This is a genomic window from Streptomyces sp. NPDC041205, from assembly GCF_055591765.1.
Window position 1 is genome coordinate 157004 of sequence record NZ_JBVIZH010000003.1, and the last position, 23334, is coordinate 180337.

Consider the following 23334-nt stretch of genomic DNA (forward strand, 5'->3'; position numbering starts at 1 on the left):
GAGGGTCTGCGGCGGTCCGCAGCGCAACTGTGCGGCGGTCCTCATACCGGCGTGGCCTGCGGGTTCGTACCGTCGAAGGCATGATCCTCACCGCTTCGCACACACTCAGCGCCGCGTACGAATCCGCGGCGGCAGCGGCCTCAGCCACGGCCTCATCCGCGGCTGTGACCGCGTCCTCGGCCGTGTCCGAGCCCGCTCGGTCCGCCCGCTCCGTCATATACGCGGCCGCGCCCGCCGACGCCCCCGCGGGCGGTATAGCGGGCTGGGCCGCCGACCTCATGGACTCCCTGGGCGCGATCGGCGCCGGAGTGGCCATCGCGCTGGAGAATCTGTTCCCGCCGCTGCCCAGCGAGGTGATCCTGCCGCTCGCCGGATTCGCGGCGAGCCAGGGCAAGTTCAGCCTGCTCGCGGCGCTGCTGTGGACCACGGTCGGCTCCGTCGTCGGGGCGCTCGCGCTGTACTGGGTGGGCGCACTGCTCGGCCGCGACCGCACCGTCGCCATCGCCGCGCGCCTTCCGTTGGTGAAGACGGCGGACATAGAGAAAACGGAGGCGTGGTTCGAACGGCATGGAACCAAGGCCGTGTTCTTCGGCCGTATGATCCCGATCTTCCGCAGCATGATCTCGATACCGGCAGGCATAGAACGGATGCCGCTGCCCCTGTTCCTGGGCCTGACGACCGTCGGCAGCCTGCTGTGGAACAGCGTGTTCGTCCTGCTGGGCTACGGCCTCGGCTCCCGCTGGCACGAGGTCACGGATGCCGTCGGCCTGTACTCGAAGGGGATCCTCGGCGTGGTCGCCCTGGCCGTGATCGCGTTCGTGGTGGTCCGCATACGCCAGGCGGGCCGCGGCGCGCACCGGGCGAGGAGCTAACCCCACCGGGTGCGCGGGCCACGGCCCGCCCGGGAATGCCTCAGAGAACGGGAATGCCTCAGAGAATCGAGCCCGGCGTGTAAGCCGCCGCCTCGGGGTGCTCCTTGATGACGGCCTCGATCTGGGCGATGACCGCGGCGACCTGGTCGCTGGCGGCGCCCGTGAAGGAGAGCTTGTCGGCCATCAGCTCGTCCAACTGCACGCGGTCCAGCGGGATGCGGGAGTCCGCGGCGAGTTTGTCCAGGAGTTCGTTGCGCTCGACGCCCTGCTCACGCATGGCGAGCGCGGAGGCGACGGCGTTCTCCTTGATGGCCTCGTGGGCCTCCTCGCGGCCGACGCCCGCCCGCACCGACGCCATGAGTACCTTGGTCGTGGCGAGGAACGGCAGGTAGCGGTCCAGTTCCCGGGCGACGACGGCAGGGAACGCGCCGAACTCGTCGAGGACCGTCAGGAAGGTCTCCAGGAGGCCGTCCAGCGCGAAGAACGCGTCGGGCAGGGCCACGCGGCGTACGACGGAGCAGGAGACGTCGCCCTCGTTCCACTGGTCGCCGGCCAGCTCGGCGGTCATGGAGGCGTAGCCGCGCAGGATGACGGTGAGGCCGTTGACACGCTCGCAGGAGCGGGTGTTCATCTTGTGCGGCATCGCGGAGGAGCCGACCTGGCCGGGCTTGAAGCCCTCGGTGACCAGTTCGTGCCCGGCCATCAGGCGGATGGTCTTGGCCAGCGAGGACGGGGCGGCGGCGAGCTGTACGAGCGCCGTCACCACCTCGTAGTCGAGGGAGCGGGGGTAGACCTGGCCGACGGAGGTGAAGGCGCGGTCGAAGCCGAGGTGGGCGGCGATGCGGCCTTCCAGCTCGGTGAGCTTCTCGGCGTCGCCGCCGAGCAGGTCGAGCATGTCCTGGGCGGTGCCGACGGGGCCCTTGATGCCGCGCAGCGGATAGCGGCCGAGGAGGTCTTCCAGGCGGCGGTAGGCGACGAGCAGCTCGTCGGCGGCAGTGGCGAAGCGCTTGCCGAGGGTGGTGGCCTGCGCAGCGACGTTGTGGGAGCGGCCGGCCATGACCAGCTCGGCGTACTCACCGGAGAGGCGGCCGAGGCGGGCGAGGACGGCGACCGTGCGGGAGCGGACCAGCTCGAGGGAGAGCCGGATCTGGAGCTGCTCCACGTTCTCGGTGAGGTCGCGCGAGGTCATGCCCTTGTGGACGTGCTCGTGACCGGCGAGGGCGTTGAACTCCTCGATGCGGGCCTTCACATCGTGGCGCGTGACTTTCTCGCGCTCGGCGATGGAGGCCAGGTCGACCTGGTCGAGCACGCGCTCGTAGTCCCCGATCGCGGCGTCCGGCACATCGATGCCGAGGTCCTTCTGCGCACGCAGGACGGCGAGCCAGAGGCGGCGCTCCAGTTTCACCTTCTGCTCGGGCGACCAGAGCAGGGCGAGCTCGGTGGAGGCGTAACGCCCGGCGAGGACGTTCGGGATACGGGGCTTTGCAGGCGCGGCAGTCACAGTCGGCCATTCTAGCTGGCGGTTTCTGCAGGCCAGCGCCATGGCTGTCGTCGTCGGAAGCTACAAGGGGAGGGTGGGGGAGAGGCCGGGACGGGGCTGTGGGCCTGGAGCCGTGGCTGATGAAGGGTTGACGAGGTGGAGGTGTGAGTGGTCTATTACTCACATGGGTGCGACGAAGGCGCGGCAGCTTTCCACGGCGGAGGCGCGCAGAGGTGAGGTGCTGGCCACCGCGGCGAAGGTGTTCGCGGGGCGCGGGTACTACGGGACGTCCACGACGGAGGTCGCCAAGGGTGCCGGGATCTCGCAGTCGTATCTGTACCGGCTGTTCCCGGACAAGCAGGCGCTGTTCGTGGCTGTGGTCGAGGATGTCTCGCGGTTGATCCGTGAGCGGCTCGGCGAGTCGGTGGCGAAGGTGGGGAGCGCGGATCCGGCGGAGGTGCTGTATGCGATGGGGGATGAGTACGCCCGCCTGATCGCGGACCGCGAGGACCTGCTGAAAGTGCTGATGCACGCCAACTGTGCGGTCAGCGAGCCGGAGATCAGGGAGGCGGTGCAGGGGATGTACGCACGCCTTGTGGAGTATGTGCGGTCCGCGTCCGGTGCGCGGGACGACGAGGTGCAGGAGTTCTTCGCCAGGGGATTCCTGTGCAATGTGGCGGTCTCGATCGGGGCGCTCGAAGTGGACGCGCCGTGGACGAGGACGCTTCTGGCGGGCATCAGGCATTACTGAGCCGCAGAAGCTTCTCCGCGCTGCCGCCGAGGGCGGTGGGGCAGGGGGTGTCGCAATAGGAAGGCCACACACGCGCGTGGTCCTTCTTTCGGGATGAAGTGTGAGTGATTAACCACTCTTTCTTCGGCGTGAGGCCAGGGGTCAGAGACCAGGGACCAGGGGCTAGCGACTAGGGACTAGGGACTAGGGACTTGGGGATGTCATCGTGAGGGGACAGAGGCGGAGAGGAGGGGTGGGGCGGGTGCCCCGGCCGGTCCGGGCGTCGGGGGTGGAGCGGGGCCCGGCTCTGGTGGCGCTCGCGACGGCTCAGTTCGTCGTCGTGCTCAGCACGTCCATCGTGAATGTGGCGTTGCCCGCCGTCTCCGGAGGGCTCGGGCTGTCGTCCGGGGCGCTGTCGTGGGTGGTCAACGCCTATGTGCTCGCCTTCGGGGCGCTGTTGCTGCCCGGTGGCCGGTTCGCGGATCTCTTCGGGCGGCGGCGGATGTTCGTGGCGGGGACGACGGTGTTCGCGCTCGCCTCGCTCGCCGCCGGGCTCGCGCCGAACGCGGCCGCGCTGATCGCCGCCCGCGCCGGCCAGGGCGTCGGCGCGGCGCTCCTCGCGCCCGCCGCGCTCGCGCTGGTCCTGCTGATCTTCCCGTCGGGCCCACGGCCCCAGGGAGGCACGGGCCTGACGCGTGGAGCGGCACTGGGCGTGTGGGGTGCGGTGTCCGGGGCGGGCGGCGCGGCCGGGGTGATCCTTGGCGGCGCACTCACCGAGTGGTACGGCTGGCGAGCGGTGTTCCTCGTCGTCGTACCGATCGCCGTCGCCTCGCTCGGAGCGACCCTCCTGCTGGTCCCCGCCGACCGGCCGACGGGCGGCCGCCTCGACGTCGTCGGCGCGATCACCTCGACCGCGGGCCTGACGGCGCTCGTCTACGCGCTCACCGCCAAGCAGCCCCTCGCCGCCGCGGCGGGCCTCGCGCTCCTGGTCCTGTTCGCCGACCGCCAGCGCCGGACCGGAACCCCGCTCGTACCGCCGCGCCTGCTCCGCACCGGGAGGGTGGCGGCGGCCAACCTCGCCATGACGCTGCTCGGCGCGGTCTGGGTGGGGCTCTTCTACTTCCTGCCGCTGTACCAGCAACAAGTGCTCGGATACGGCGCGTTGGCGGCGGGCCTCACTCAGCTCCCGCTGGCGCTCACCGTCGTCGCCGCGTCCACGCTCGCGCCCCGACTGCCCGGCCGCGCGGGCCTCGGCGCCGCCCTCGCCGCCCTCACGTTCGGCCTCGGCTGGCTCGCCCTGGCCCGGACCGACGGCACCTTCGCCGTCGACCTGCTCGGCCCCTCGGTCCTGGTCGGCGCGGGGCTCGGCGTCGCGTTCGTCCGGCTCACCACGCTGGCCATCGACGGGGTGCCGGCCGCCGACTCCGGGCTCGCGGGCGGCCTCGTCAACACCACCCGGCAGATCGGCGGCGCCCTCGGCCTCGCCCTGCTGACCCTCCTCGCCCCCACACCAGGGGACTACCGCACCGCGTTCGCCGCCACCGCCGTCATCGCCCTGCTCACGACGGTCGCGGCACTCACCACGCTCACCAGTCCCACCCACCACACCAGGAGGAACCCGTCATGACCAAGAAGCCCTATCTCACCGGCCACTACACACCCGTCACCGACGAGACCACCGCCCTTGGCCTGACCGTGCACGGCACCCTCCCGCCCGAGCTGAACGGCCGCTACTTCCGCAACGGCCACAACCCCAGGCCCGGCGTCACCCCCACCCACTGGTTCAAGGGCAGCGGAATGATCCACGGCGTCCGGCTGCGCGACGGCCGCGCCGAGTGGTACCGCAACCGCTGGGTGCGCACCCCGGCCCTCGACGGCGTGCCCTACCTGGGCGTCGACGGCATCCCGAACCTCCGCGCCAGCGACGCCGCCACCCACGTCATCGAGCACGCGGGCCGCATCCTCGCCCTCCAGGAGGCCAACCTCCCCTACGAGCTGACGCCCGAGCTCAACACCGTCGGCGCCCACGACTTCGGCGGCCGCCTGAAGACGGCGATGACCGCGCACCCGAAGACCGACCCCGCGACCGGCGAACTGCACTTCTTCGGCTACGGGCCGTTCCCGCCGCACCTGACGTACTACGTCGCCGACGCCAAGGGCGACATCGTGCGCAGTGAGGTCGTCGAGGGTGCCGGGCCGTCCCTGATGCACGACTTCGGGATCACCGAGCGGTACGTGGTGTGGCTGGACCTGCCCGTCGTCTTCAACGCCGAGGAGCACTCCGGCATCCCGTACCGCTGGAGCGACACCTATACGCCCCGCATCGGCGTGATGCCGCGCACCGGGCCCGCGACGGTGCGCTGGTTCGAGGTGGAGCCCGGCGCGCTCCTGCACGTCGCCAACGCGTACGAGGACGAGCGCGGCCGTGTCGTGCTGACCGGGCCGCGCTACGACCGCGGCGCCTGGGAGCAGACCTGGAAGTTCTGGATCGGGGCACGCGGCCACGCGCCGCAGCCCATGGTCGGCGCGACCGGCCACCGCTGGACACTCGATCCGGCCACGGGTGTCGCCGTCGAGGAGCCCGTGGACGACCTCATCACCGAATTCCCCACTGTCAACGAGGACTTGACGGGCCGCTTCCACCGCTACAGCTACGCCGTGGCCTTCCCGGGGCCGGACCTCGACGAGTACGCGATCGTCAAACACGACCACACCGCGGGCAGCCGCGAGCTGGTCCCCATGGGGCAGGGCCGGATGCCCGGCGAGGCCGTCTTCGTACCGGCCGAAGGCGCCACCGGCGAGGACGAGGGCTATCTGCTCACCGTGGTCAGCGACCTCGTCAAGGACGCCTCGCAGCTGCTCGTCATCGACGCCTCCGCCCCCGGCACCGGGCCGCTCGCCGTCGTCGAGCTGCCGCGCCGGGTGCCGAGCGGGATCCACGGCTCCTGGATCGCGGACGTGGACGCGGGTGCGAACGTGGACGCCGATGCCCTGCCCGCCGTGGGCGGTGCGGCATGATCAGCACCCGCCACGAGATCACCATCGCCGCGCCCGTCGAGACCGTCTGGCGGCTGCACACCGACATTGCCGCCTGGCCCCTGTGGCACAGCGCCATCGAACGGGCGGAGACCTCGGGCGAGTTGGAGGTCGGCATGTCGTTCAAGTGGCTCACGCACGGCCTGGACATCACGTCCACGGTCGTGGCCATCGAGGAACACCGCTCCCTCACCTGGGGCGGGCCCACCTCCGGCATCGACGGCATGCACCGCTGGACCTTCGCGCCGACGGCCGAGGGCGGCACGTCGGTGGTCACCGAGGAGTACTGGACCGGTGCCCCGGTCGACGCCGACCCCGACGGGATGCGGGCGCTGCTGGCCCAGTCCCTGATCGACTGGCTGGCGGAGCTGAAGGAGGCCGTGGAGACGGTGGCGGCGCGGGGGAAGGGGTGAGCGGGACGCGGGGGAGGCGGATGTAAGGGGCGGCGGACGTTCGGGTGCTGCCCACCCCGGGACCGGGGCGCGTCCTGCTTCACCAGCCGTGCGTGGTCGGGTCGCATCCGTTTTCGCGTGCGGCTCGCGGGCGGGCCGGGTCCAGCTTCCTGTGCGGCTCGCGGGCGGGCCGGGTCCAGCTTCCTGTGCGGCTCGCGGGCGGGCCGGGTCCAGCTTCCTGTGCCGCTCGCGGTCAGGCAGGGCCCAGCTTCCTGTGCGGCTCGTGCTTCTCGTGCCGCTCGCGGTCAGGCCGCGTCCGGCTCCACGCGCCGCCACGTCTGTACGAGGCCCGGTGCCGCCGAGTCGTCGGGTGTCACCCAGAACGCGCGTCCCGTCACCGGGTCGACCTGGGGGCCCGAGCGGCCGTCGCCGGACGAGCGGCCGGTGAGGCGGCGGCCGATCCACGGGCCGAGGTACTGCCGGGCGAAGCGGACGTCGCCGACGCGGCGGGCCATCCAGGGCGCGGCGACGGGGGGCGGCAGCGGGCTGTCCCAGTCGTCCTCCGGCTCGTGGCCGAGCGTCTGCCACACCGCCTCGGCGACCCGGCGGTGCCCTTCGGCCGTCAGGTGCAGCCGGTCCACGTCCCACAGCCGCTGGTCGGCGAGCGTCCGGGACCCGTACAGGTCGACCACGACGGCCCCGTGCCGTGCCGCGAGGTCGTCGACGTGGGCGAACAGCTCCTCCATGCGCGGGCGGAACCGTTCCAGGACCGCGCCCTGGCGGCCGGGGCTGCGCATCAGGACCAGCTGCTTGCAGGCCGGGGCGAGAGTCTCCACGGCCTGCTCCAGGAGGCCGCGTACCCGCCCCATGTCGCACTTGGGCCGCAGCGTGTCGTTGAGGCCGCCGACCAGGGTGATCACGTCGGCGCCGAGCGTGGCCGCCATGGGCGCCTGGTCCGCGGCGATCTGCCCGATGAGCTTGCCGCGCACGGCGAGGTTGGCGTAACGGAAGCCCGGGGTGCGGGCCGCGAGCCGCTCGGCCAGCACATCGGCCCAGCCGCGGTAGCTGCCGTCGGGCAGCAGGTCGGACATGCCCTCGGTGAAGGAGTCGCCGACGGCGACGAGGCTCGTGTAGCGCGGATTGATCTGCATGGCGATGTGATGGTATCCCGGGGCCCGTACACCCGCGCGGGCCCCACCCGAGCCCGTCCGGACGGACCCGGGCCTGGCCCGTCCGGTCAGGGGCCCGTCCGGCGAGGAGCGGGCGCGTCCGGTCAGTGGGCCTGCCCCACCACCGTGAAGCGTCCCGCCTGCTCACCGCGCAGCCGCCCCGCGGGCACCCGCCGCCCGTACGCCACCAGCAGCAGGTCCTGCGCGTCGCCGGAAAGACGCGCCCCCGACCCGAAGGACCAGTCGGTGTCGTCGGCCCGCAGCTCCAGGCCGGTGAGGTCGGCGCCGAAGAACTTCGCCGACTTCGGAGTGACGTGGTCGAGGAGGATACGGAGGCGGTCCTCCGGCACCCGCCGGGTGAGGCCGAGCGGCACGCAGATGTCGAGGCCGTGGACGACGTCGTGGCCGAGGGCGCTCGCGTAGCCGCCGACCGGCGGGGTCCATGGGTGGTCCGCGTGGTCCCGCAGGAATCCGGCGAGGTCGCGTGCGGAGAACGCCGCCGCGTCCGCGCGGGCCCGGCGGTCCGTCATGCGGTGCAGGCTTCCGCCCGCCCTGAGCAGTTCCAGGAGGACGCGGGGGAGGGGATAGCGGAAGCCGAGCGACATATGGGCGGCGACCTCGCGCACCCGCCAGCCCGCGCACAGCGACGGGGCGTCCCACTGCGCGGGTGCCAGGCCGTCGAGCAGGTCGGCAAGGTCCCGGCGTTCGGCGGCGATGGCGGTGCGGATGTGGTGGGTCGAGATGTCCGGTGCGTTCGGTGAGTTCCCCTGTGAGTTCCCCATGAAGCCAAGATCGGCTCGTCGCCGCCATAAGTCCAAGAGCCAGTACGTCTCGTGGCTAGCATCCTGAGTTATGGAACTTCGCCAGCTCCGGTACTTCCTCACGGTCGTGGAGGAGGCCAACTTCACGCGTGCGGCCGCCGTGCTGCATGTGGCCCAGCCCGGGGTGAGCGCCCAGATCCGGCAGTTGGAACGGGAGTTGGGGCAGCGGCTCCTCGACCGCTCGGGCCGGTCGGTGACCGTGACGGAGGCGGGCGCGGCCGTCCTGCCGTACGCGCGGGCGGCGTTGGCCGCGGTCGACGGGATACGGCAGACCGCCGACGAGTTCACCGGGCTGCTGCGGGGACGCGTCACCGTCGGCCTCGTCTCGGGCGCCGCCACGCACGAGTACGACGTCGCGTCGGTCCTCGCCGACTTCCACGACGCGCATCCGCACGTCGAGATGGCCCTGACCGAGGACACCTCGGACCGGATGCTGGCGGCCGTGCGCGAGGGGCGGCTCGACATAGCCCTGGCCGGTCTCGCCGACGACACCCCGCCACAGGGCGTCAGTTGGCAGGTCGTGATCGACGAACCCCTGGCGGCGCTGGTGGCACCGGACGACCCGCTCGTGGCGCGGGCCGGGCCGCCGCCGGACAGCGAGGGTGAGGGCGAGCGCGAGGGCGAGGGTGACGGCAGCGGCGAGGCGGGCGCGCTCGACGGGGTCGTCCCGCTGACGGCCCTCGCCGGCCGCCCCCTGATCAGCCTGCCGCGCGGCACCGGGCTGCGGGCCGTGCTCGAACGTGCCTGTACGCGGGCGGGGTTCGCGCCGCAGGTCGCCTTCGAGGCGGCCTCGCCGCAGCTGCTGGTCCAGCTCGCGGTACGTGGCCTCGGCGTGGCCGTCTTCCCGGCGCCGGGCACGCGGATCGCCGCGGCGCGGGGCCTGCGGGTGATCGGGTTCGAGGAGCCCTGCCCGCGCGGGCGGATCGGCCTCGCCTGGCGCACGGACGGCCCGGCGGGGCCCGCGGCCCGCGCGTTCCTGACGCGTCTGCGCGCCGCACTGCCCGTACAGACGGAAACACCCCCGGAACCGACCTGACCGCACCCCGGCCCCGAGCCCCCCTCCCGCCCCTCGGACCCGAACCGCTCCTGCACCCTGGACCGAGCCGCCCCACGCCCCGGCCCCAACCCCCGTGCCCCGGCCCCGCCCACCTCCCAGACCCAAGCCGCTCCCCCCTCGCAACCCCGAAGAACCCCCCTCCCACACTCTCGACGCAGCTCCTCAACCACCGGGAACATAGGGCTAGTTGAGGACTCGCAGAACGGCTCCTCACTACCGGAGAGGGGTCCGTGATGTGGACCGCAGCCTTCTGGAAAGCCACCGCCGAGCGCGCGGTCCGGACCTTCGCGCAGGCCCTCGCCGCCGTCCTCGTCGCGGGGGCGACGGACCTCCTCGACGTGGCGTGGGGCGCAGCCCTCGGCACGGCCGGGATGGCCGCGCTGCTCGCCGTCCTGACCGCGCTCGGCTCCGCGAAGATCGGCCCGCCCGGCCCCGGCCTCACCGAGGTCCCCGACGGCAGCGGACACCGCCCCGTCCTCTGACGGACCCCGCCCAGAAGCCCCGCGCCTACCCCGCCATCAACGGCCCGCCACCCCAGCGACCTCGCCGCCGTCGGGCGCGAACGCACCCGCCATGAGCCTCAGGAGCGTCGGCGGACGAGGTCAGACGGGCTGGCCGAACAGCTCCCGCAGGACGTCCTCCATCGTGACCATCCCGGCCAGCCTGCCGTCCTCGCCGAGCACCGCCGCCACATGGGTGCGGCTGCCCCGCATGGCCGTCAGGACGTCGTTGAGCGACGTGGTCTCCCGCACCCGGGCGATGGACCGCATGTCCGTCACCCGGAACGGCAGATCGCGCGGGGACAGGTCGAGCGCGTCCTTCACATGGAGGTAGCCGACGATGCGCCGTCCCTCGTCGACGACGGGGAAACGCGAGAAGCCGGTCCGCGAGGACAACTGCTCCAACTGCTCCGGCGTGACGCCCACGCGCGCGTAGACCACCCGCTCCAGCGGAAGCACCACGTCCCGCACCGGACGACGGCCCAGCTCCAGGGCGTCGTGCAGGCGCTCCTGCGCACGGTCGTCGATCAGGCCCGCGTCGCTGGAGTCCTGCACAAGGCGGGCCAGTTCGGCGTCCGAGAACGTGGCCGAGACCTCGTCCTTCGTCTCGACCCGCAGCAGCTTCAGGATCGCGTTGGCGAACGCGTTGATCGTGAACACCACCGGCCGCACGGCCCGGGCGCACGCCACCAGCGGCGGCCCGAGCAGCAGGGCGCTGCGGACCGGCTCGGCGAGCGCGATGTTCTTGGGGATCATCTCGCCGAGCAGCATGTGCAGATACGTCGCCACGGCCAGGGCGATGACGAACGAGATCGGGTGGACCAGGCCGTGCGGCACGCCCACCGCGTCGAACAGCGGCTCGAGGAGATGCGCGATCGCGGGCTCGGCGACGACACCGAGCACCAGGGTGCACAGCGTGATGCCGAGCTGGGCGGCCGCCATCAGCGCGGACACGTGCTTGAGGCCCCACATCACGCTCTTGGCGCGCCGGTCGCCCTCCTCGGCGTACGGCTCGATCTGGCTGCGGCGCACGGAGATCAGGGCGAACTCGGCGCCCACGAAGAAGGCGTTGACGACGAGCGTCGCAAGGCCGATCAGCAACTGGATGACAGTCATCGGTCGTCCTCCTCGGGTTCGTCATCGGCGGGTTCGGCGGGCGCGTGCAGCAGCACACGGGCGGCTCGGCGGCCCGCGGCGTCCACGACGTCCAGGTGCCAGCCGGCGACCTCGACGCCGTCGCCCACGGCGGGAATGCGGCCGAGCTCGGTGGCGATCAGACCGGCCAGCGTCTCGTAAGGGCCCTCCGGCACCCGCAGGCCCACGCGGGCGAGCTGGTCGGTGCGGGCCGCGCCGTCCGCCGAGTACAGCGTCCGGCCTTCGTCGTCGGTCCCGGCCGGGGCCAGGTCGGGCGTCTCGTGCGGGTCGTGCTCGTCGTGCACCTCGCCGACGACTTCCTCGACGATGTCCTCCAGGGTCGCGACACCGGCCGTGCCGCCGTACTCGTCGATGACGACGGCCATGGTGCGCCGGCCCGAGAGCCGGTCCAGGAGCCGGTCCACGGTCAGTGACTCCGGTACGAGCAGCGGCTCGCGCATCAGCTCGCTCACGGGGCGGCGCGCCCTCAGCTCGGCGGGCACGGCCAGGACGTTCTTGATGTGCACGACGCCGACGACCGAGTCGAGGTTGCCGCGGTAGACCGGGAACCGGGACAGGCCGGTCGCGCGGGTGGCGTTGGCGACGTCCTCGCAGGTGGCGGCCACGTCCAGGGCGACGACCTGGACGCGCGGCGTCATGACGTTCTCCGCGGTGAGGTCGGCCAGGTTCAGCGTGCGCATGAACCGCTCGGCGGTCTCCGCCTCCAGGGCGCCCTCCTTCGCGGAGTGCCGGGCCAGGGCGAGCAGCTCCTTGGGGCCGCGCGCGGAGGCCAGCTCCTCGGTGGGCTCCAGGCCGAAGCGGCGCACCGCGCGGTTCGCGGTGTTGTTCAGGTGCCGGATGAAGGGGCGGAACGCGGCGCTGAACACGCGCTGGGGCGTCGCCACCCGCTTGGCGATGGGCAGCGGCGAGGAGATCGCCCAGTTCTTCGGCACCAGCTCGCCGACGACCATCAGGAAGACGGTCGACAGCGCGGTGCCGAGAATGAGGGCGACGGTCGAGGACGCCGAGTCGGGGACGCCGACGGCGTTCAGCGGCCCCTCGATGAGGTCGCCGATGGCCGGTTTCGCGAGCATGCCGACGACCAGGCCGGTCACGGTGATGCCGAGCTGCGCGCCCGAGAGCTCGAAGGTGAGGTTCTTGACGGCCTTGAGGGCGCTGGCCGCGCCGCGCTCGCCGCGTTCGACGGCGCGCTCCAGGTCGCTGCGCTCGACGGTCGTGAGCGAGAACTCCGCCGCCACGAAGACTCCGCAGGCGAGCGAGAGCAGCACCGCCACGAGGAGCAGAAGCACTTCAGTCATCAGGTCACCTCCGTCCCATGATCGGCCAGGGGCGTGGTGAATGCGCGATGTGGGGTACTAGGAGGCTCGCCCATGGGCGGACGCTCACACCTTTCCGTCGGGATTCGAGTGGTGGGCCCCATGTTAAAGGATCGGCAAAACTCTGCGCTCTACGTCACTCACTGTTACCGCGCCTGTCGCCGAGGCGGCGGCACGGTCATTCGGCGAGCGGCTTGACCCAGCGGCTCCACTGCGGCTGGGGAGCATATCCGGCCGCATGCCAGGCGTGGTGCGCCGGCTCGTTGCGGTTCAGGACCATGGCGTCGGCCCGCCGCCCGCCGAGCGCGACAAACCGCTCCTCGGCCGCGCGCAGCAGCGCCGAGCCGATCCCCGCCCGCCGGGCGTCGGGGTGCACGGCGAGCCGGTACAGATGCGCCCGCCAGCCGTCGAACCCGGCGATCACCGTGCCCACCAGCTCCCCGTCCCGCTCGGCGAGCAGCAGCGCCCCCGGGTCACGGGCGAGCAGACGCTCCACGCCGGAGCGGTCGTCGCTGATGCTGGTGCCCTCCGCGGCCACCTTCCAGAAGGCGAGTACGGCGTCCAGGTCGTCGGGCGCCGCGGCGCGTATCCGTAGATCAGTCATGACGGCATCCCATCACCGGGCCGGGCGGCGGCGCGCGGAAATTTCCAGCATGCGGACAGTGGCGCCACCTGCACGTACGCCCACGTCACTCGCCCCGCAGCTCCTCGATGACGGCCGCGAACACCTCGTAGTACGGCTCGAGGACCGTGATGTACGAGAAGCCGTACCGCTCCCGCTGGGCGCGCAGCTGGTCGGCGATCTGGCGGACCGTGCCGATGAGCAGGATGGGCAGGTCGAGGGCGGCGTCGACGGAGAGGTGAGGGATGTGGTCGGCGACCTCGTGGCCCTTGGCGCGCCGGTCGTCGGTGATGTCCACCAGCTGGATCAGCAGGTTCAGCTCGGCGGCCACCGACCGCCCGGCCGCGTGCCGCCGGTAGGAGGCGACCCGCTCGTCCATCTCCTCGGCCGTCAGGTGCAGCAGCTTGCCACTCGTGTCGCCCGCCACCGGCCGGGCTCCCGTGAACGCGGCGATGTCCGCGTGCTCGGCCGTCAGCTTCAGCATCTTCTCGCCGTTGCCGCCGATCAGGAGCGGCGGGCGGGGTGTCTGGCCCGGCTTGGGTACGAACCCGTCCTCGGCGAAGTGCCGGTCCAGCGTCTCGACGGTGTGCCGCAGATGGGCCACGCGCTCGCCGGGCGACCCCCACGGCAGCCAGGCCGCGTCGTGCTCGGCCCGCACATAGCCGGTGCCGAGGCCCAGTTCGAGGCGGCCGTCCGTGAGCAGGTCCGTGGTGGCCGCCTCGCGGGCGAGCAGGGTCGGGTTCCAGAACCCGGCGTTGAGGACGAAGGTGCCGACCCGGGGCCGCTCGGTGGCCTCCGCGGCGGCGACGACGGCCGGGAACGGCGCGGCCATGCCCAGGTGGTCGGGCACGAGGATCACGTCGTAGCCGAGCTGTTCCGCCGTGCGGCACTTGGTCCGCCACTCCTCGCGCGGGCTCGGTTCGATCATGTTGACGCCGAAGCGGAAGGGCCGGTGGGGCATGAACTCTCCTTGGCGGTACGAGGACGAGGGAGACCCGGCCCCGCGCGGGCGGCTCGGACGGCGGCCGTGCGGAACGGGAAGGGGCGCGTCCGGTTCCACCACCCGCCCGCTCCCGCGGGCCACCGCATTCCGGCCCCGGGCGGGCCGACGCGCGCACCGATCCCGCGCCTCCCAACGGCCCCTCACTCGTGCGCGATCGCCTCCAGCACGTTCATCCGCGACGCCCGCAGCGCGGGCAGCAGCGCCGCCACGATCCCGACCACCACCGACCCGATCACGACCGCCACCAGCGTCGACCACGGCACCGCGAACGCCTTGAGCCCCTGCAGCTCCAGGACCTGGTGCATCGACACCCCCCACACCAGGCCGAGCGCGAGGCCGAGCACCGCGCCGAACACCGCGATCACCACCGACTCCAGCCGGATCATGCGCCGCAACTGCCGCCGGGCCAGGCCGATCGCGCGCAGCAGCCCGATCTCACGGGTGCGCTCGACGACCGAAAGGGCAAGGGTGTTGACCACGCCGAGCACGGCGATGACGATCGCGAGGCCGAGGAGCGCGTACACGAGGTAGAGCATCACGGCGATCTGTTCGCGGATCAGCTTCTTGTAGTCCGCCTGGTCGCGCACCTGCACCTGCGGGTACGGGTCGAGCGCGGTGTCGAGCCGGTCGCGCAGCGCCTCCGGGTCCGTGCCGGGCGCGGTGTTGACGTAGACGGCGGAGTCCTGGCCGTCGGGCACGTACTTCTCCAGCGTGCCGAGCCCCATGAAGAGCCCGCCCTGCATGCCGGGACCCTCGGGGCCCTCGTTGTCGGTGAGCGCGGCCACCGTCAGCTTCACCTTGCGCTCGCCGGGGAACTCCACCGGCAGCACCGAACCGACGCGCACGTCATGGTCCTTGGCGTAGCCCCGGTCCATCGCGAGCCGGTCGGGGGCGAGGGCCCGCGCCGAACTTCCCTGCGCGTACGTGGTCTTCACGACCTCGTCGAGCTGCTTGCCGAATCCCGCGGCCGTCGTCTCCACGGTCTTGCCGTCCGGCATCCGCAGCTTCAGGGGGGTGAAGCGGCTGCGGACGACGAGCCCGGCGCCGTCGGTCGCCTCCACCTTCTCGGTGACCTCCGTCGGGAACGGCAGGAACGCGTTGTTCTGCACGACGAAGTCCGCGCCGAGCGTCTTGTCGATCTGGTCGTCGAACGACTTGGTCATGGAGGCGCTGGCCACGGAGAGGCCGCCGACCAGGGCGAGCCCGACCATGAGCGCGGCCGCGGTGGCGCCGGTGCGGCGCGGGTTGCGCAGGGCGTTGCGCTGGCTCATCCGGCCCACGGAGCCGTAGACGGCGGGGAAGGCGCCGCCGAGCACCCGGACCACCGGCCGCACCAGGAGCGGGCCCGCGACGACGGTGGCGACGAGGCTGAGGACGACGCCGAGCCCGAGCAGCGAGGCCGACGTGGAGGTGTCGGAGGAGGTCGCGCACCCCACGAGCGCCGCCGCGCCGCCCGCCGCCACGACCGAGCCCACGATGGCCCGTACCCGAAGCGGCCGCCCCACGCCCGCGATCTCGGCGTCCGCGAGCGCGGCCATCGGCGAGACCTGCGCGGCCCGGCGTGCCGGGAGATACGCCGCGAGGAAGGTGACGCCCACCCCGACGACGTACGACACGACGGGCGTCGGCCAGGCGATCACCATCTCCGTGGACTTCAGGTTCATGCCGAACAGGCCCATCAGCTCGATGAGTCCGGCGGCGAGCCCGATCCCGGCGGCGAGCCCGAGGGTGGAGCCGACCACGCCGAGGAGCACCGCCTCGATGAGCACGGAGCGGCGCACCTGCCTGCGGTCGGCGCCGAGCGCGCGCAGCAGCCCCAGCTCGCGGGTGCGCTGCGCGATGAGCATGGAGAAGGTGTTGACGATCAGGAAGATGCCGACCAGGACGGCGACCCCGGCGAAGCCGAGCATCACGTACTTGATGACGTCCAGGAAGCCGCCGAGTTCGGAGGCGGCGGACTCGGCCTGCTCGTCGGCGGTCTCCAGGTCGTATCCGCCGCCGAGTTCGGCGGCCACACGGCGCTTGAGCTCGGTGTCGCCGACACCCGCCGCGGCGTCGACGGAGATGCTGGTCGCGCGGTTCTCGGCGCCGAGCAGCTTGGTCTGCGCGGTCGGGGTGTCCAGGAAGACGAGCGCGGCACCGGGGTTGGTGGTCGTGAACGAGACGATGCCGACGACCCGCGTCTCGAACGACCCCGGCGCGGCCAGGATCTTGAGGGTGTCCCCGATCGCCACGTCCTTCTTGTCGGCCGTGTCCGCGTCGATCATCGCTTCCCCGGCGGCGCGCGGCGCCCGGCCCGAGGTGATCTTCACGGGGGAGCGCTCGGTCTCGTACCAGTTGCCCGCGACGGTGGGCGCGCCCGTGGTGGGTCCGACGGGGTCGTTGTCGCGGTCGACGACCGTGATGTTCTCCACGGTCGCGTCGACGTGCGCGGCCGCGACGCCGTCGACCTTCGCGACGAGCCCGGCGAGGTCGGCGGGTACGGTCGGGGTCCGTCCGGTCGGCATGCTCTCGTCGAGGTCGTCCTTGGGGCCGACGGAGAGGTCGGCGGACGTGGACGCGAAGAGCCGGTCGAAGGTACGGGCGACGGTGTCCGAGAAGATCAGGCTGCCCGCGACGAACGCCACGGAGAGGATCACGGCGAGCGCGGACAGGGCGAGCCTGCCCTTGTGCGCGAGGAAGCTGCGGAGGGTGGCCTTCAGCACGGGTGCCGCCTCAGTCCTTGGGGGACGGGTCGTCGCGGGTGGGTTTCGCCAGAGGGGCGGCCGGGGCCGCGCCGGTGCCTGGTGGTCCGGCGGCGTCCGTCGCCTCGTCGGCCGGGTCCGCGGCCGTGCCGTGCAGGACGTCGAACCGTTTCATCCGCTCCAGGACGCCCTCCGCCGTGGGCCGGGCCATCTCGTCCACGATCCGGCCGTCCGCGAGGAAGACCACCAGGTCGGAGTGGGCGGCGGCGCCCGGGTCATGGGTCACCATCACCACCGTCTGGCCCAGCGAGTCCACCGCCTCGCGCAGGAACCCGAGCACTTCGAGCCCGGCCCGCGAGTCGAGGTTGCCGGTCGGCTCGTCGGCGAAGATCAGCTCGGGGCGGGAGGCAAGGGCACGCGCGCACGCCACGCGCTGCTGCTGTCCGCCGGAGAGCTGCGCGGGCCGGTGCCGCAGCCGGTCGCGCAGGCCGAGCGTGTCGATGACGTGTTCCAGCCACTCGGCGTCGGGGCGCTGGCCCGCGATGTCCATGGGCAGGGTGATGTTCTCGCGCGCGTTCAGCGTCGGGATGAGGTTGAACGACTGGAACATGAAGCCGATCCGGTCCCGCCTGAGCCGCGTGAGCTCCCGGTCCTTGAGCCCGGTGATCTCGGTGTCGCCGAGCCACACCTGGCCCGCCGAGACCGAGTCGAGCCCGGCAAGGGTGTGCATCAGCGTGGACTTGCCGGAGCCGGACGGCCCCATCACGGCGGTGAACCGCTGCCGCGCGATGTCCACGTCGACCGCGTCCAGGGCGAGCACGGCTGTCTCACCCGAGCCGTAGGCCTTCGTGAGCCCGCGGGCGCGGGCCGCGACGCCGGAGGGCTCGGCGCGCTCCGTGTGCGGTGTCGAAGCAGGTGTGGACAAGGCCGCCTCCCGGGTCGTGGCCGTCCCAACTCGCGTATGCCAGCAGAGAGTAAGGGGTCGGAGCGGGCGGCTGGTATCCCTCGCAGGTCGATGAGTGAGGAGCGTGTAAGGGGCACCTGACCGGTCGTGCCCGGCACCTCTTGCCGGTGCTAGCGGATCGGCGCTAGCTTGTGGACATGGCGAAGACTCAGCTGAACGTGCGGGTGGACGAGGACACCGCCCGGGCCGCGCGCGAACGCGCCATGGCCCGTGGCGTGAGCGTGAATCGCTATATCGAAGAGCTGGTCAAACAGGACGCGGGCGAGCTCGGCCACACCTTCGTGGAGGCCGCCGCCGACTTCATGAAGCAGTACGAGACCGTCTTCGCCGAGGAGTTCGGCGCGGAGCGCGAGGGTCGTCGCTGACCCTTGAACCTCAGAGTCGACCTCGCCTGGCTCCTGATGGTCGCCGAGCACAAGACGCCGGGTGATCCACAAGTGACCGACTGGGGCGCCCTGGTGGCCGCCGTCGCCCGCCACCACGCGGAGATCTTCGGCGTGCCCGTCTACGAAGGCCCGCACGACCGCGCCGCCGCCCTGCTCCAGCTCCTGCTGCACCTGCCCGCCCTCGAACGCTCCAACGCGCTCTTCGCCTCCTCGGTCGCCTACGCCTACCTCGTCGCCAGCGGTGTGAAGGTCGTGACCTCGCCCGAGCAGGTGCGGGACCTGGCCCGGCTGATCAAGGAGGACGGGGCCGGCGTGCACGACATAGCGCGTGAGCTGCGGCAGTGGAGTCTGTGACCTGGTGGCGTCCGTGATCCGGTGGGGCCTGTGATCCGGCGGGGCCGTCCTGCCCGGTGACCGGAGCGCGGTCCGGTCCGGCGGGCGGTACGGCATCGGGCGGTGAGCGTACGACATCGCCTGGCGCGCGGCCGATGAGTTGTGGCTCGTCCTGCGGTCAGCAAGACGTAACCGGTCGCGACCACCAGGAGGACCCCGCCATGCCCGCCACCATCCAGCCGATGCTGATCACCCCCGACCTGGACCGCCTCGTCGCCTTCTACACGGGTCTCCTCGGCGCCGAGGAGACGGAACGCGTCCCGGACGAGGGGCCCGTCTTCTTCCTGAACCTGCGGGTCAAGGACTCCGACCTCGGCATCGTCGCCGACAAGAGCGTCGACCTGGGCACCCCGCAGCGCTCGCTCCTGAGCGTGACCGTGGACGACGTCGACGAACTCCTCGCCCGCGTCGAAGCCCTCGGCGGCACGGTGCTCGGTCCCGCCAACGACATGCCGTGGGGGCAGCGGGTCGCCCACATCCAGGACCCCGACGGCAACGCGGTGAATCTCGCGCAGCCGATCTGACGGCGCCGTTCAGCCCGTCGCCTCGTCCTCCGCGGGGCGGCGCGCCGAGCCAAGGACGCAGTACGACGTGGGGAACTTCGGGCCGCGCGCGGGCACCACGATCTCGCGGTACGCCCCCACCTGGAACCCGGCCGCACGCAGCGCGCCGACCGTGTCCCGGCTGACGTGGCAGCCGCCGAACAGGCGTGGCCACACCGTGCGGTCAAGGACGCGCTGCGCCGTCGCCATCGCGCCGCCCGGGGCCCGGCCGTGCTCGAAGAACCTCAGCTCACCGCCCGGCCGCAGCACCCGGCGCAGCTCACCGAGCGCCCTCGGTGCGTCCCGCACGCTGCACAGCACCAGCGACGCGACGGCGAAGTCGAACGCCTCGCTCTTGACCGGCAGGGCCTCCGCGGCGCCCGGCACCACGTCCACGGGGACGTCCGCGCGCAGCGCCGTCGACACGGCCAGGCGGCGCAGGACGCTCTCCGGTTCGATCGCGACCACCTCGGCGACGGTGCTCGGGTAGTGCGCGAAGTTCAGGCCGTTGCCCGCGCCCACCTCGATGACGCGGCCCTCGACGCCCCGTAGGAGTTCCTCGCGGTGCGGGGCGATGGCCGGTTCGGCGGAGACGCTGAAGCGGGCGTAGAAGCGGGCGAAGAGGGGGTGGTGGACCGCGTCGCGCGGGGCGGGGCGGGCGGAGGGCGGGGGCATGGTGCCTCCTCGGGTGGGTGGGGGTTTCTTCCCCCAACCCGCCCCTTCCCGAAACTGGGGCTCGTGCCCCGGGCCCCCGGCCTCGGACCTTCGCGCACCGGCGCCGGGGTGGGCGTCGATCGCGCTTCGCGTTCGTCCTCAAACGCCGGACGGGCTGGATCATCACGGCCCGGCTGTCGTGTGCGGGATCGGGCCGGCACGCCCTGGGACGGACCGGCCCCGGTGGGGCGGACCGGCCCCGGTGGGACGGACCCGACCCCGCACCCGGCTCACGCCTCGGACAGAGCCCCCGGCCCCGTCCAGCTCCCGCCCAACCCCGGTCCCAGCCAACCCCCGACCGCCGCGCGGAACTCCGGGCCCGGCAGGGCACCCGCCCCCTCGGGGATCGCGCCGAGGAGGGGCGCCCCCGCCACGTCGGCCAGTTCGGCCAGGTTGCAGCGGGAGGCGAGGTCGGGGGCGGTGGGCCAGCTGCCGATGACGATGCCCTCCGGGGTGAGGCCCCGGGCGTGCAGGGCCTCGGTGGTGAGCGTGGCCATGTTGAGGGTGCCGAGGCCCGCGGTGGCCACGACGAGGACGGGGGCGGCAAGGAGCCGGGCCGCGTCCGCGAGGGTCGTGCCCGCCTCGTCGAAGCGGACGAGCAGGCCCCCGGCCCCCTCGATCAGGACCAGGTCGTGCGAGGCCGCCAGTTTCTCCGCCGCCTCGGCCACCTGGGCGGGCGAGACCGCAGGCAGCCCCGCTCGGCGCGCGGCCGTCGAGGGCGCGAGGGGCTCGGGGAAGCGTGCCAGCTCCACCGGGGTCACCCGGTCGCCCGCGAGCCGCAGCACCTCGTCGACGTCGCCCGGGTCCCCCGGGCCGACCCCGGTCTGGGCCGGCTTGAGGACGGCGACGCTGCGCCCGGCCGCGAGGGCCAGCGCGGCGACGGCCGCCGTCGTCACGGTCTTGCCGATCTCCGTGCCCGTACCGGACACCACAAGCACGCTCACGCCGAGACCTCCCCGCTCGCCTGTGCCGCCGCGCACACCGCACGGCCGATCCGTGCCACGTCCGCGTCACCCGTGACGAACGGCGGCATGGTGTAGATGAGGTCGCGGAACGGCCGCACCCACACGCCCTCCCGCACCACGGCGCTCGTCGCCGCCTCCATGTCGACCTGGTGGTCGAGCTGCACGACACCGAGCGCGCCGAGGACCCGTACATCACGGACGAAAGGCAGCTCGGCGGCCGGGGCGAGCGCAGCCCGCAGGCCCGTCTCGACGCGCTTCACGTCCGTCTGCCAGTCCTTGCCGAGCAGCAGGTCGATGGAGGCGTTGGCGACCGCCGCGGCGAGCGGGTTGCCCATGAACGTCGGCCCGTGCGCGAGCACCGGCACCTCGCCCCGCGCGATGCCCGAGGCGACCCGCTCGGTGCACAGCGTCGCCGCCATCGTCAGATAGCCGCCGGTCAGGGACTTGCCGAGGCACATCACATCGGGCGTGACACCTGCGTGGTCCGCCGCGAACAGCGCGCCCGTGCGGCCGAAGCCCGTCGCGATCTCGTCGAAGACGAGCAGCACGTCGTGCGCGTCGCACGCCTCGCGCAGCGCGCGCAGATAGCGGGGGGAGTGGAAGCGCATGCCGCCCGCGCCCTGCACCACCGGCTCGACGATGACGCCCGCGAGTTCGTGTGCGTGCTGTCCGATCACGTCGTGCAGATGCTGCGCGTACGCCTCGTCGTAGGCGTCGAAGCCCGCCGGGGGCTGGTCCGCGAACACCTGCTGGGGGAGCACGCCCTGCCAGAGGCTGTGCATGCCGCCGTCGGGGTCGCACACGGCCATGGGCTGCCAGGTGTCGCCGTGGTAGCCGCCGCGCCAGGTCAGCATCCGGCGCTTCTCGGGCCGCCCGAGGGAACGCCAGTGCTGGAGGCACATCTTGACCGCGACCTCGACGGCCACCGAACCGGAGTCGGAGAGGAAGACATGTTCCAGGCCGTCCGGCGTGAGGTCGACAAGTCGCTTCGCGAGCCGTACGGCTGGCTCGTGCGTCAGCCCGCCGAACATCACGTGGCTCATGCTGTCCAACTGCTCGCGCACCGCGTCGTTCAGGACGGGGTGGTTGTAGCCGTGGATGGCCGACCACCACGACGACATGCCGTCGACCAGCTCGCCGACGCCCGCGACGCGCAGCCGCACGCCGTGCGCGGACTCCACGACCAGCGGGTCCTGGCGGCCGGGCATCGGGCCGTAGGGGTGCCAGACGTGCGCGCGGTCGAGGTCGAGGATCTCCTTGACGTCCAGGCCGGACGCCGTGCGTGGGTCAGGCATTGGGCGCCACGTCCGTTCCGGCGCCCCGGCGGCGTACCGCCACCAGGTCCGTGCGCGGCCCCGGCGTCGCGGGCGCCTCGTCCTGCGCGGCGGGCGTCGCGGCCTCGGCGGGAGTCTCGTCGGCGGAGTCCCGCGAGCCGCAGACCGAGCCGCACCCACCGCCCCTGCGGTGCTCCGGCAGCGTCACCTGGTCCGTGGTCTCCACCTCGAACCCGGCGTCCGCGATCATCTCCAGGTCGGCCTTGCCCGCCTGGCCCTCGCTGGTCAGGTAGTCGCCGAGGAAGATCGAGTTGGCGAGGTGCAGGGCGAGCGGCTGGAGCGTGCGCAGGTGCAGCTCACGGCCGCCCGCGATGCGGACCTCGATGTCCGGGCAGACGAACCGGACCATGGCGAGGATGCGCAGGCAACGCTGCGGGGTGAGGTTCCACTCCTTGGCGAGCGGGGTGCCCTCGAAGGGGATCAGGAAGTTCACCGGCACGGAGTCCGCGTCGAGCTCGCGCAGCGCGAAGACCACGTCGACCAGGTCCTGGTCGGTCTCGCCCATGCCCGAGATCAGGCCCGAGCAGGCGGAGAGCCCGGCCGCGTGCGCCTTCTGCACGGTGTCGACGCGGTCGGCGTAGGTGTGCGTCTTGGTGATGTCGCCGTACGTCGCCTCGGACGTATTGAGGTTGTGGTTGTAGGCGTCCGCGCCCGCGCCGCGCAGGCGCTCCGCCTGGCCGTCGGAGAGCAGGCCGAGGCACGCGCAGACCTCGACGCCCTCGTTCTGCTCCTTGATCGTCTTGATGGTGTCGGAGACCCGGTCGACGTCCCGGTCCGTGGGCCCGCGGCCGCTCGCCACCAGGCAGACCCGCTTGGCGCCGCCGGCGAGCCCGGCCGCCGCGGCCCTGGAGGCCTCGTCCGGCTTCAACCAGGTGTATTTGAGGATCCCGGTCTCCGCGCCGAGTCGCTGCGAGCAGTACGAGCAGTCCTCCGGGCACAGACCCGACTTGAGGTTGACCAGATAGTTGAGTTTCACCCGTCGGCCGAACCAGTGGCGCCGTACCTTTCCGGCCGCCGCCACCACGTCGAGCAGGTCCTCGTCGGAGGTCGCGAGCACCGCGAGCGCCTCGTCACGGCTCGGCAGTTCCCGCCGAAGCCCCTTGTCCACCAGCGTGTTGAGCAGATCCATGGCGCCGATCCTGACGCACGCCGGAGTTTCTGACCATGGAGATTCCGTACAACAGAAGCATCGGGAGGTG

The 23334-nt window shown here is 72.5% G+C and carries 23 protein-coding genes; 10 read left to right on the plus strand and 13 right to left on the minus strand.

Going from position 1 to position 23334, the window contains the following annotated elements:
- Positions 1-80 precede the first annotated feature (80 nt).
- Entirely contained in the window at positions 81-872 is a 792-nt protein-coding gene (locus ACZ6BG_RS14885; protein WP_469000635.1) for a DedA family protein, read from the plus strand.
- 58 nt (positions 873-930) lie between these two features.
- Here the strand turns inward: ACZ6BG_RS14885 and purB are convergent, their stop codons facing one another.
- Positions 931-2373: an adenylosuccinate lyase gene (gene purB / locus ACZ6BG_RS14890; protein ID WP_469000638.1), complete on the minus strand. Its 1443-nt coding sequence runs from the start codon at positions 2371-2373 to the stop codon at positions 931-933.
- Positions 2374-2413: 40 nt separating this feature from the next.
- Between purB and ACZ6BG_RS14895 the strand changes: the two genes are divergently transcribed.
- From ACZ6BG_RS14895 to ACZ6BG_RS14910, 4 genes are all read left to right on the plus strand, one after another.
- On the plus strand, positions 2414-3103 hold the full coding sequence (locus ACZ6BG_RS14895; protein WP_469000641.1) for a TetR/AcrR family transcriptional regulator: 690 nt from the start codon (positions 2414-2416) through the stop codon (positions 3101-3103).
- A 241-nt stretch (positions 3104-3344) separates the two neighbouring features.
- A complete protein-coding gene (locus ACZ6BG_RS14900; protein WP_469000643.1) occupies positions 3345-4709 on the plus strand; it encodes an MFS transporter in 1365 nt (454 codons plus the stop codon).
- Positions 4706-6100 (plus strand): carotenoid oxygenase family protein, encoded by a 1395-nt coding sequence (locus ACZ6BG_RS14905; protein WP_469000646.1) that lies wholly within the window; start codon positions 4706-4708, stop codon positions 6098-6100. The genes ACZ6BG_RS14900 and ACZ6BG_RS14905 overlap by 4 nt, the downstream gene beginning before the upstream one ends.
- Entirely contained in the window at positions 6097-6531 is a 435-nt protein-coding gene (locus ACZ6BG_RS14910; protein ID WP_469000650.1) for an SRPBCC family protein, read from the plus strand. Before ACZ6BG_RS14905 ends, ACZ6BG_RS14910 begins: the two co-directional genes overlap by 4 nt.
- 284 nt (positions 6532-6815) lie before the next feature.
- Here the strand turns inward: ACZ6BG_RS14910 and ACZ6BG_RS14915 are convergent, their stop codons facing one another.
- A complete protein-coding gene (locus tag ACZ6BG_RS14915) occupies positions 6816-7661 on the minus strand; it encodes an SGNH/GDSL hydrolase family protein (RefSeq protein ID WP_469000652.1) in 846 nt (281 codons plus the stop codon).
- Positions 7662-7783: 122 nt separating this feature from the next.
- Positions 7784-8461 carry a maleylpyruvate isomerase family mycothiol-dependent enzyme gene (locus tag ACZ6BG_RS14920; RefSeq protein WP_469000654.1) on the minus strand — a complete coding sequence of 226 codons (678 nt, stop codon included), beginning with the start codon at positions 8459-8461 and terminating at the stop codon, positions 7784-7786.
- A 70-nt stretch (positions 8462-8531) separates the two neighbouring features.
- Here ACZ6BG_RS14920 and ACZ6BG_RS14925 point away from each other — a divergent pair, with 70 nt between their 5' ends.
- Together ACZ6BG_RS14925 and ACZ6BG_RS14930 are read left to right on the plus strand one after the other, a co-directional pair.
- Complete coding sequence (locus ACZ6BG_RS14925) at positions 8532-9536, plus strand: LysR family transcriptional regulator (protein ID WP_469000656.1); 1005 nt, start codon at positions 8532-8534, stop codon at positions 9534-9536.
- A gap of 254 nt (positions 9537-9790) precedes the next feature.
- On the plus strand, positions 9791-10039 hold the full coding sequence (locus ACZ6BG_RS14930; RefSeq protein ID WP_469000658.1) for a holin: 249 nt from the start codon (positions 9791-9793) through the stop codon (positions 10037-10039).
- Positions 10040-10159: 120 nt separating this feature from the next.
- On the opposite strand, the gene ACZ6BG_RS14935 is transcribed toward ACZ6BG_RS14930, so the two are convergent.
- The 6 genes from ACZ6BG_RS14935 to ACZ6BG_RS14960 all read right to left on the minus strand — a co-directional run bounded on the left by ACZ6BG_RS14935 (position 10160) and on the right by ACZ6BG_RS14960 (position 17762).
- The gene (locus tag ACZ6BG_RS14935; RefSeq protein WP_469000661.1) at positions 10160-11173 is read right to left on the minus strand and encodes a hemolysin family protein; all 1014 of its coding nucleotides are present in this window, start codon (positions 11171-11173) and stop codon (positions 10160-10162) included.
- Complete coding sequence (locus ACZ6BG_RS14940) at positions 11170-12510, minus strand: hemolysin family protein (protein ID WP_469000665.1); 1341 nt, start codon at positions 12508-12510, stop codon at positions 11170-11172. The genes ACZ6BG_RS14935 and ACZ6BG_RS14940 overlap by 4 nt, the downstream gene beginning before the upstream one ends.
- A 196-nt stretch (positions 12511-12706) precedes the next feature.
- Positions 12707-13132: a GNAT family N-acetyltransferase gene (locus tag ACZ6BG_RS14945; RefSeq protein ID WP_469000667.1), complete on the minus strand. Its 426-nt coding sequence runs from the start codon at positions 13130-13132 to the stop codon at positions 12707-12709.
- An 85-nt stretch (positions 13133-13217) separates the two neighbouring features.
- On the minus strand, positions 13218-14111 hold the full coding sequence (locus ACZ6BG_RS14950; RefSeq protein ID WP_469000670.1) for an LLM class F420-dependent oxidoreductase: 894 nt from the start codon (positions 14109-14111) through the stop codon (positions 13218-13220).
- 182 nt (positions 14112-14293) lie between these two features.
- Positions 14294-16858 carry an ABC transporter permease gene (locus tag ACZ6BG_RS14955; RefSeq protein ID WP_469000672.1) on the minus strand — a complete coding sequence of 855 codons (2565 nt, stop codon included), beginning with the start codon at positions 16856-16858 and terminating at the stop codon, positions 14294-14296.
- A gap of 10 nt (positions 16859-16868) precedes the next feature.
- The gene (locus ACZ6BG_RS14960; protein ID WP_469000675.1) at positions 16869-17762 is read right to left on the minus strand and encodes an ABC transporter ATP-binding protein; all 894 of its coding nucleotides are present in this window, start codon (positions 17760-17762) and stop codon (positions 16869-16871) included.
- Between the two features lie 176 nt (positions 17763-17938).
- Between ACZ6BG_RS14960 and ACZ6BG_RS14965 the strand changes: the two genes are divergently transcribed.
- The 3 genes from ACZ6BG_RS14965 (at position 17939) to ACZ6BG_RS14975 (ending at position 19104) form a co-directional block, all read left to right on the plus strand.
- Positions 17939-18166: a toxin-antitoxin system HicB family antitoxin gene (locus ACZ6BG_RS14965; protein ID WP_030358728.1), complete on the plus strand. Its 228-nt coding sequence runs from the start codon at positions 17939-17941 to the stop codon at positions 18164-18166.
- A gap of 36 nt (positions 18167-18202) precedes the next feature.
- Positions 18203-18541: a fic family toxin-antitoxin system, toxin component gene (locus tag ACZ6BG_RS14970; RefSeq protein WP_469002906.1), complete on the plus strand. Its 339-nt coding sequence runs from the start codon at positions 18203-18205 to the stop codon at positions 18539-18541.
- A gap of 200 nt (positions 18542-18741) precedes the next feature.
- Positions 18742-19104 carry a VOC family protein gene (locus tag ACZ6BG_RS14975; protein WP_469000681.1) on the plus strand — a complete coding sequence of 121 codons (363 nt, stop codon included), beginning with the start codon at positions 18742-18744 and terminating at the stop codon, positions 19102-19104.
- A gap of 9 nt (positions 19105-19113) precedes the next feature.
- On the opposite strand, the gene ACZ6BG_RS14980 is transcribed toward ACZ6BG_RS14975, so the two are convergent.
- The 4 genes from ACZ6BG_RS14980 to bioB all read right to left on the minus strand — a co-directional run bounded on the left by ACZ6BG_RS14980 (position 19114) and on the right by bioB (position 23264).
- Positions 19114-19797, minus strand: a complete 684-nt coding sequence (locus ACZ6BG_RS14980) for a class I SAM-dependent methyltransferase (protein WP_469000683.1) — start codon at positions 19795-19797, stop codon at positions 19114-19116.
- 269 nt (positions 19798-20066) lie between these two features.
- A complete protein-coding gene (bioD, locus tag ACZ6BG_RS14985) occupies positions 20067-20780 on the minus strand; it encodes a dethiobiotin synthase (RefSeq protein ID WP_469000685.1) in 714 nt (237 codons plus the stop codon).
- Positions 20777-22096, minus strand: a complete 1320-nt coding sequence (locus tag ACZ6BG_RS14990; RefSeq protein ID WP_469000689.1) for an adenosylmethionine--8-amino-7-oxononanoate transaminase — start codon at positions 22094-22096, stop codon at positions 20777-20779. The genes bioD and ACZ6BG_RS14990 overlap by 4 nt, the downstream gene beginning before the upstream one ends.
- Complete coding sequence (bioB, locus tag ACZ6BG_RS14995; RefSeq protein WP_469000692.1) at positions 22089-23264, minus strand: biotin synthase BioB; 1176 nt, start codon at positions 23262-23264, stop codon at positions 22089-22091. Before bioB ends, ACZ6BG_RS14990 begins: the two co-directional genes overlap by 8 nt.
- Positions 23265-23334: the final 70 nt, after the last annotated feature.

Excerpts from the sequence above, each read along its gene's own strand:
- ACZ6BG_RS14885 (WP_469000635.1), top strand. The coding sequence starts at position 81 with ATGATCCTCACCGCTTCGCACACACTCAGCGCCGCGTACGAATCCGCG.
- ACZ6BG_RS14895 (WP_469000641.1), top strand. The coding sequence starts at position 2,414 with ATGGCTGTCGTCGTCGGAAGCTACAAGGGGAGGGTGGGGGAGAGGCCG.
- ACZ6BG_RS14905 (WP_469000646.1), top strand. The coding sequence starts at position 4,706 with ATGACCAAGAAGCCCTATCTCACCGGCCACTACACACCCGTCACCGAC.
- ACZ6BG_RS14910 (WP_469000650.1), top strand. The coding sequence starts at position 6,097 with ATGATCAGCACCCGCCACGAGATCACCATCGCCGCGCCCGTCGAGACC.
- ACZ6BG_RS14915 (WP_469000652.1), bottom strand. The coding sequence starts at position 7,661 with ATGCAGATCAATCCGCGCTACACGAGCCTCGTCGCCGTCGGCGACTCC.
- ACZ6BG_RS14920 (WP_469000654.1), bottom strand. The coding sequence starts at position 8,461 with ATGGGGAACTCACAGGGGAACTCACCGAACGCACCGGACATCTCGACC.
- ACZ6BG_RS14925 (WP_469000656.1), top strand. The coding sequence starts at position 8,532 with ATGGAACTTCGCCAGCTCCGGTACTTCCTCACGGTCGTGGAGGAGGCC.
- ACZ6BG_RS14930 (WP_469000658.1), top strand. The coding sequence starts at position 9,791 with ATGTGGACCGCAGCCTTCTGGAAAGCCACCGCCGAGCGCGCGGTCCGG.
- ACZ6BG_RS14935 (WP_469000661.1), bottom strand. The coding sequence starts at position 11,173 with ATGACTGTCATCCAGTTGCTGATCGGCCTTGCGACGCTCGTCGTCAAC.
- ACZ6BG_RS14940 (WP_469000665.1), bottom strand. The coding sequence starts at position 12,510 with ATGACTGAAGTGCTTCTGCTCCTCGTGGCGGTGCTGCTCTCGCTCGCC.
- ACZ6BG_RS14945 (WP_469000667.1), bottom strand. The coding sequence starts at position 13,132 with ATGACTGATCTACGGATACGCGCCGCGGCGCCCGACGACCTGGACGCC.
- ACZ6BG_RS14950 (WP_469000670.1), bottom strand. The coding sequence starts at position 14,111 with ATGCCCCACCGGCCCTTCCGCTTCGGCGTCAACATGATCGAACCGAGC.
- ACZ6BG_RS14965 (WP_030358728.1), top strand. The coding sequence starts at position 17,939 with ATGGCGAAGACTCAGCTGAACGTGCGGGTGGACGAGGACACCGCCCGG.
- ACZ6BG_RS14970 (WP_469002906.1), top strand. The coding sequence starts at position 18,203 with ATGGTCGCCGAGCACAAGACGCCGGGTGATCCACAAGTGACCGACTGG.
- ACZ6BG_RS14975 (WP_469000681.1), top strand. The coding sequence starts at position 18,742 with ATGCCCGCCACCATCCAGCCGATGCTGATCACCCCCGACCTGGACCGC.
- ACZ6BG_RS14980 (WP_469000683.1), bottom strand. The coding sequence starts at position 19,797 with ATGCCCCCGCCCTCCGCCCGCCCCGCCCCGCGCGACGCGGTCCACCAC.
- ACZ6BG_RS14990 (WP_469000689.1), bottom strand. The coding sequence starts at position 22,096 with ATGCCTGACCCACGCACGGCGTCCGGCCTGGACGTCAAGGAGATCCTC.
- bioB (WP_469000692.1), bottom strand. The coding sequence starts at position 23,264 with ATGGATCTGCTCAACACGCTGGTGGACAAGGGGCTTCGGCGGGAACTG.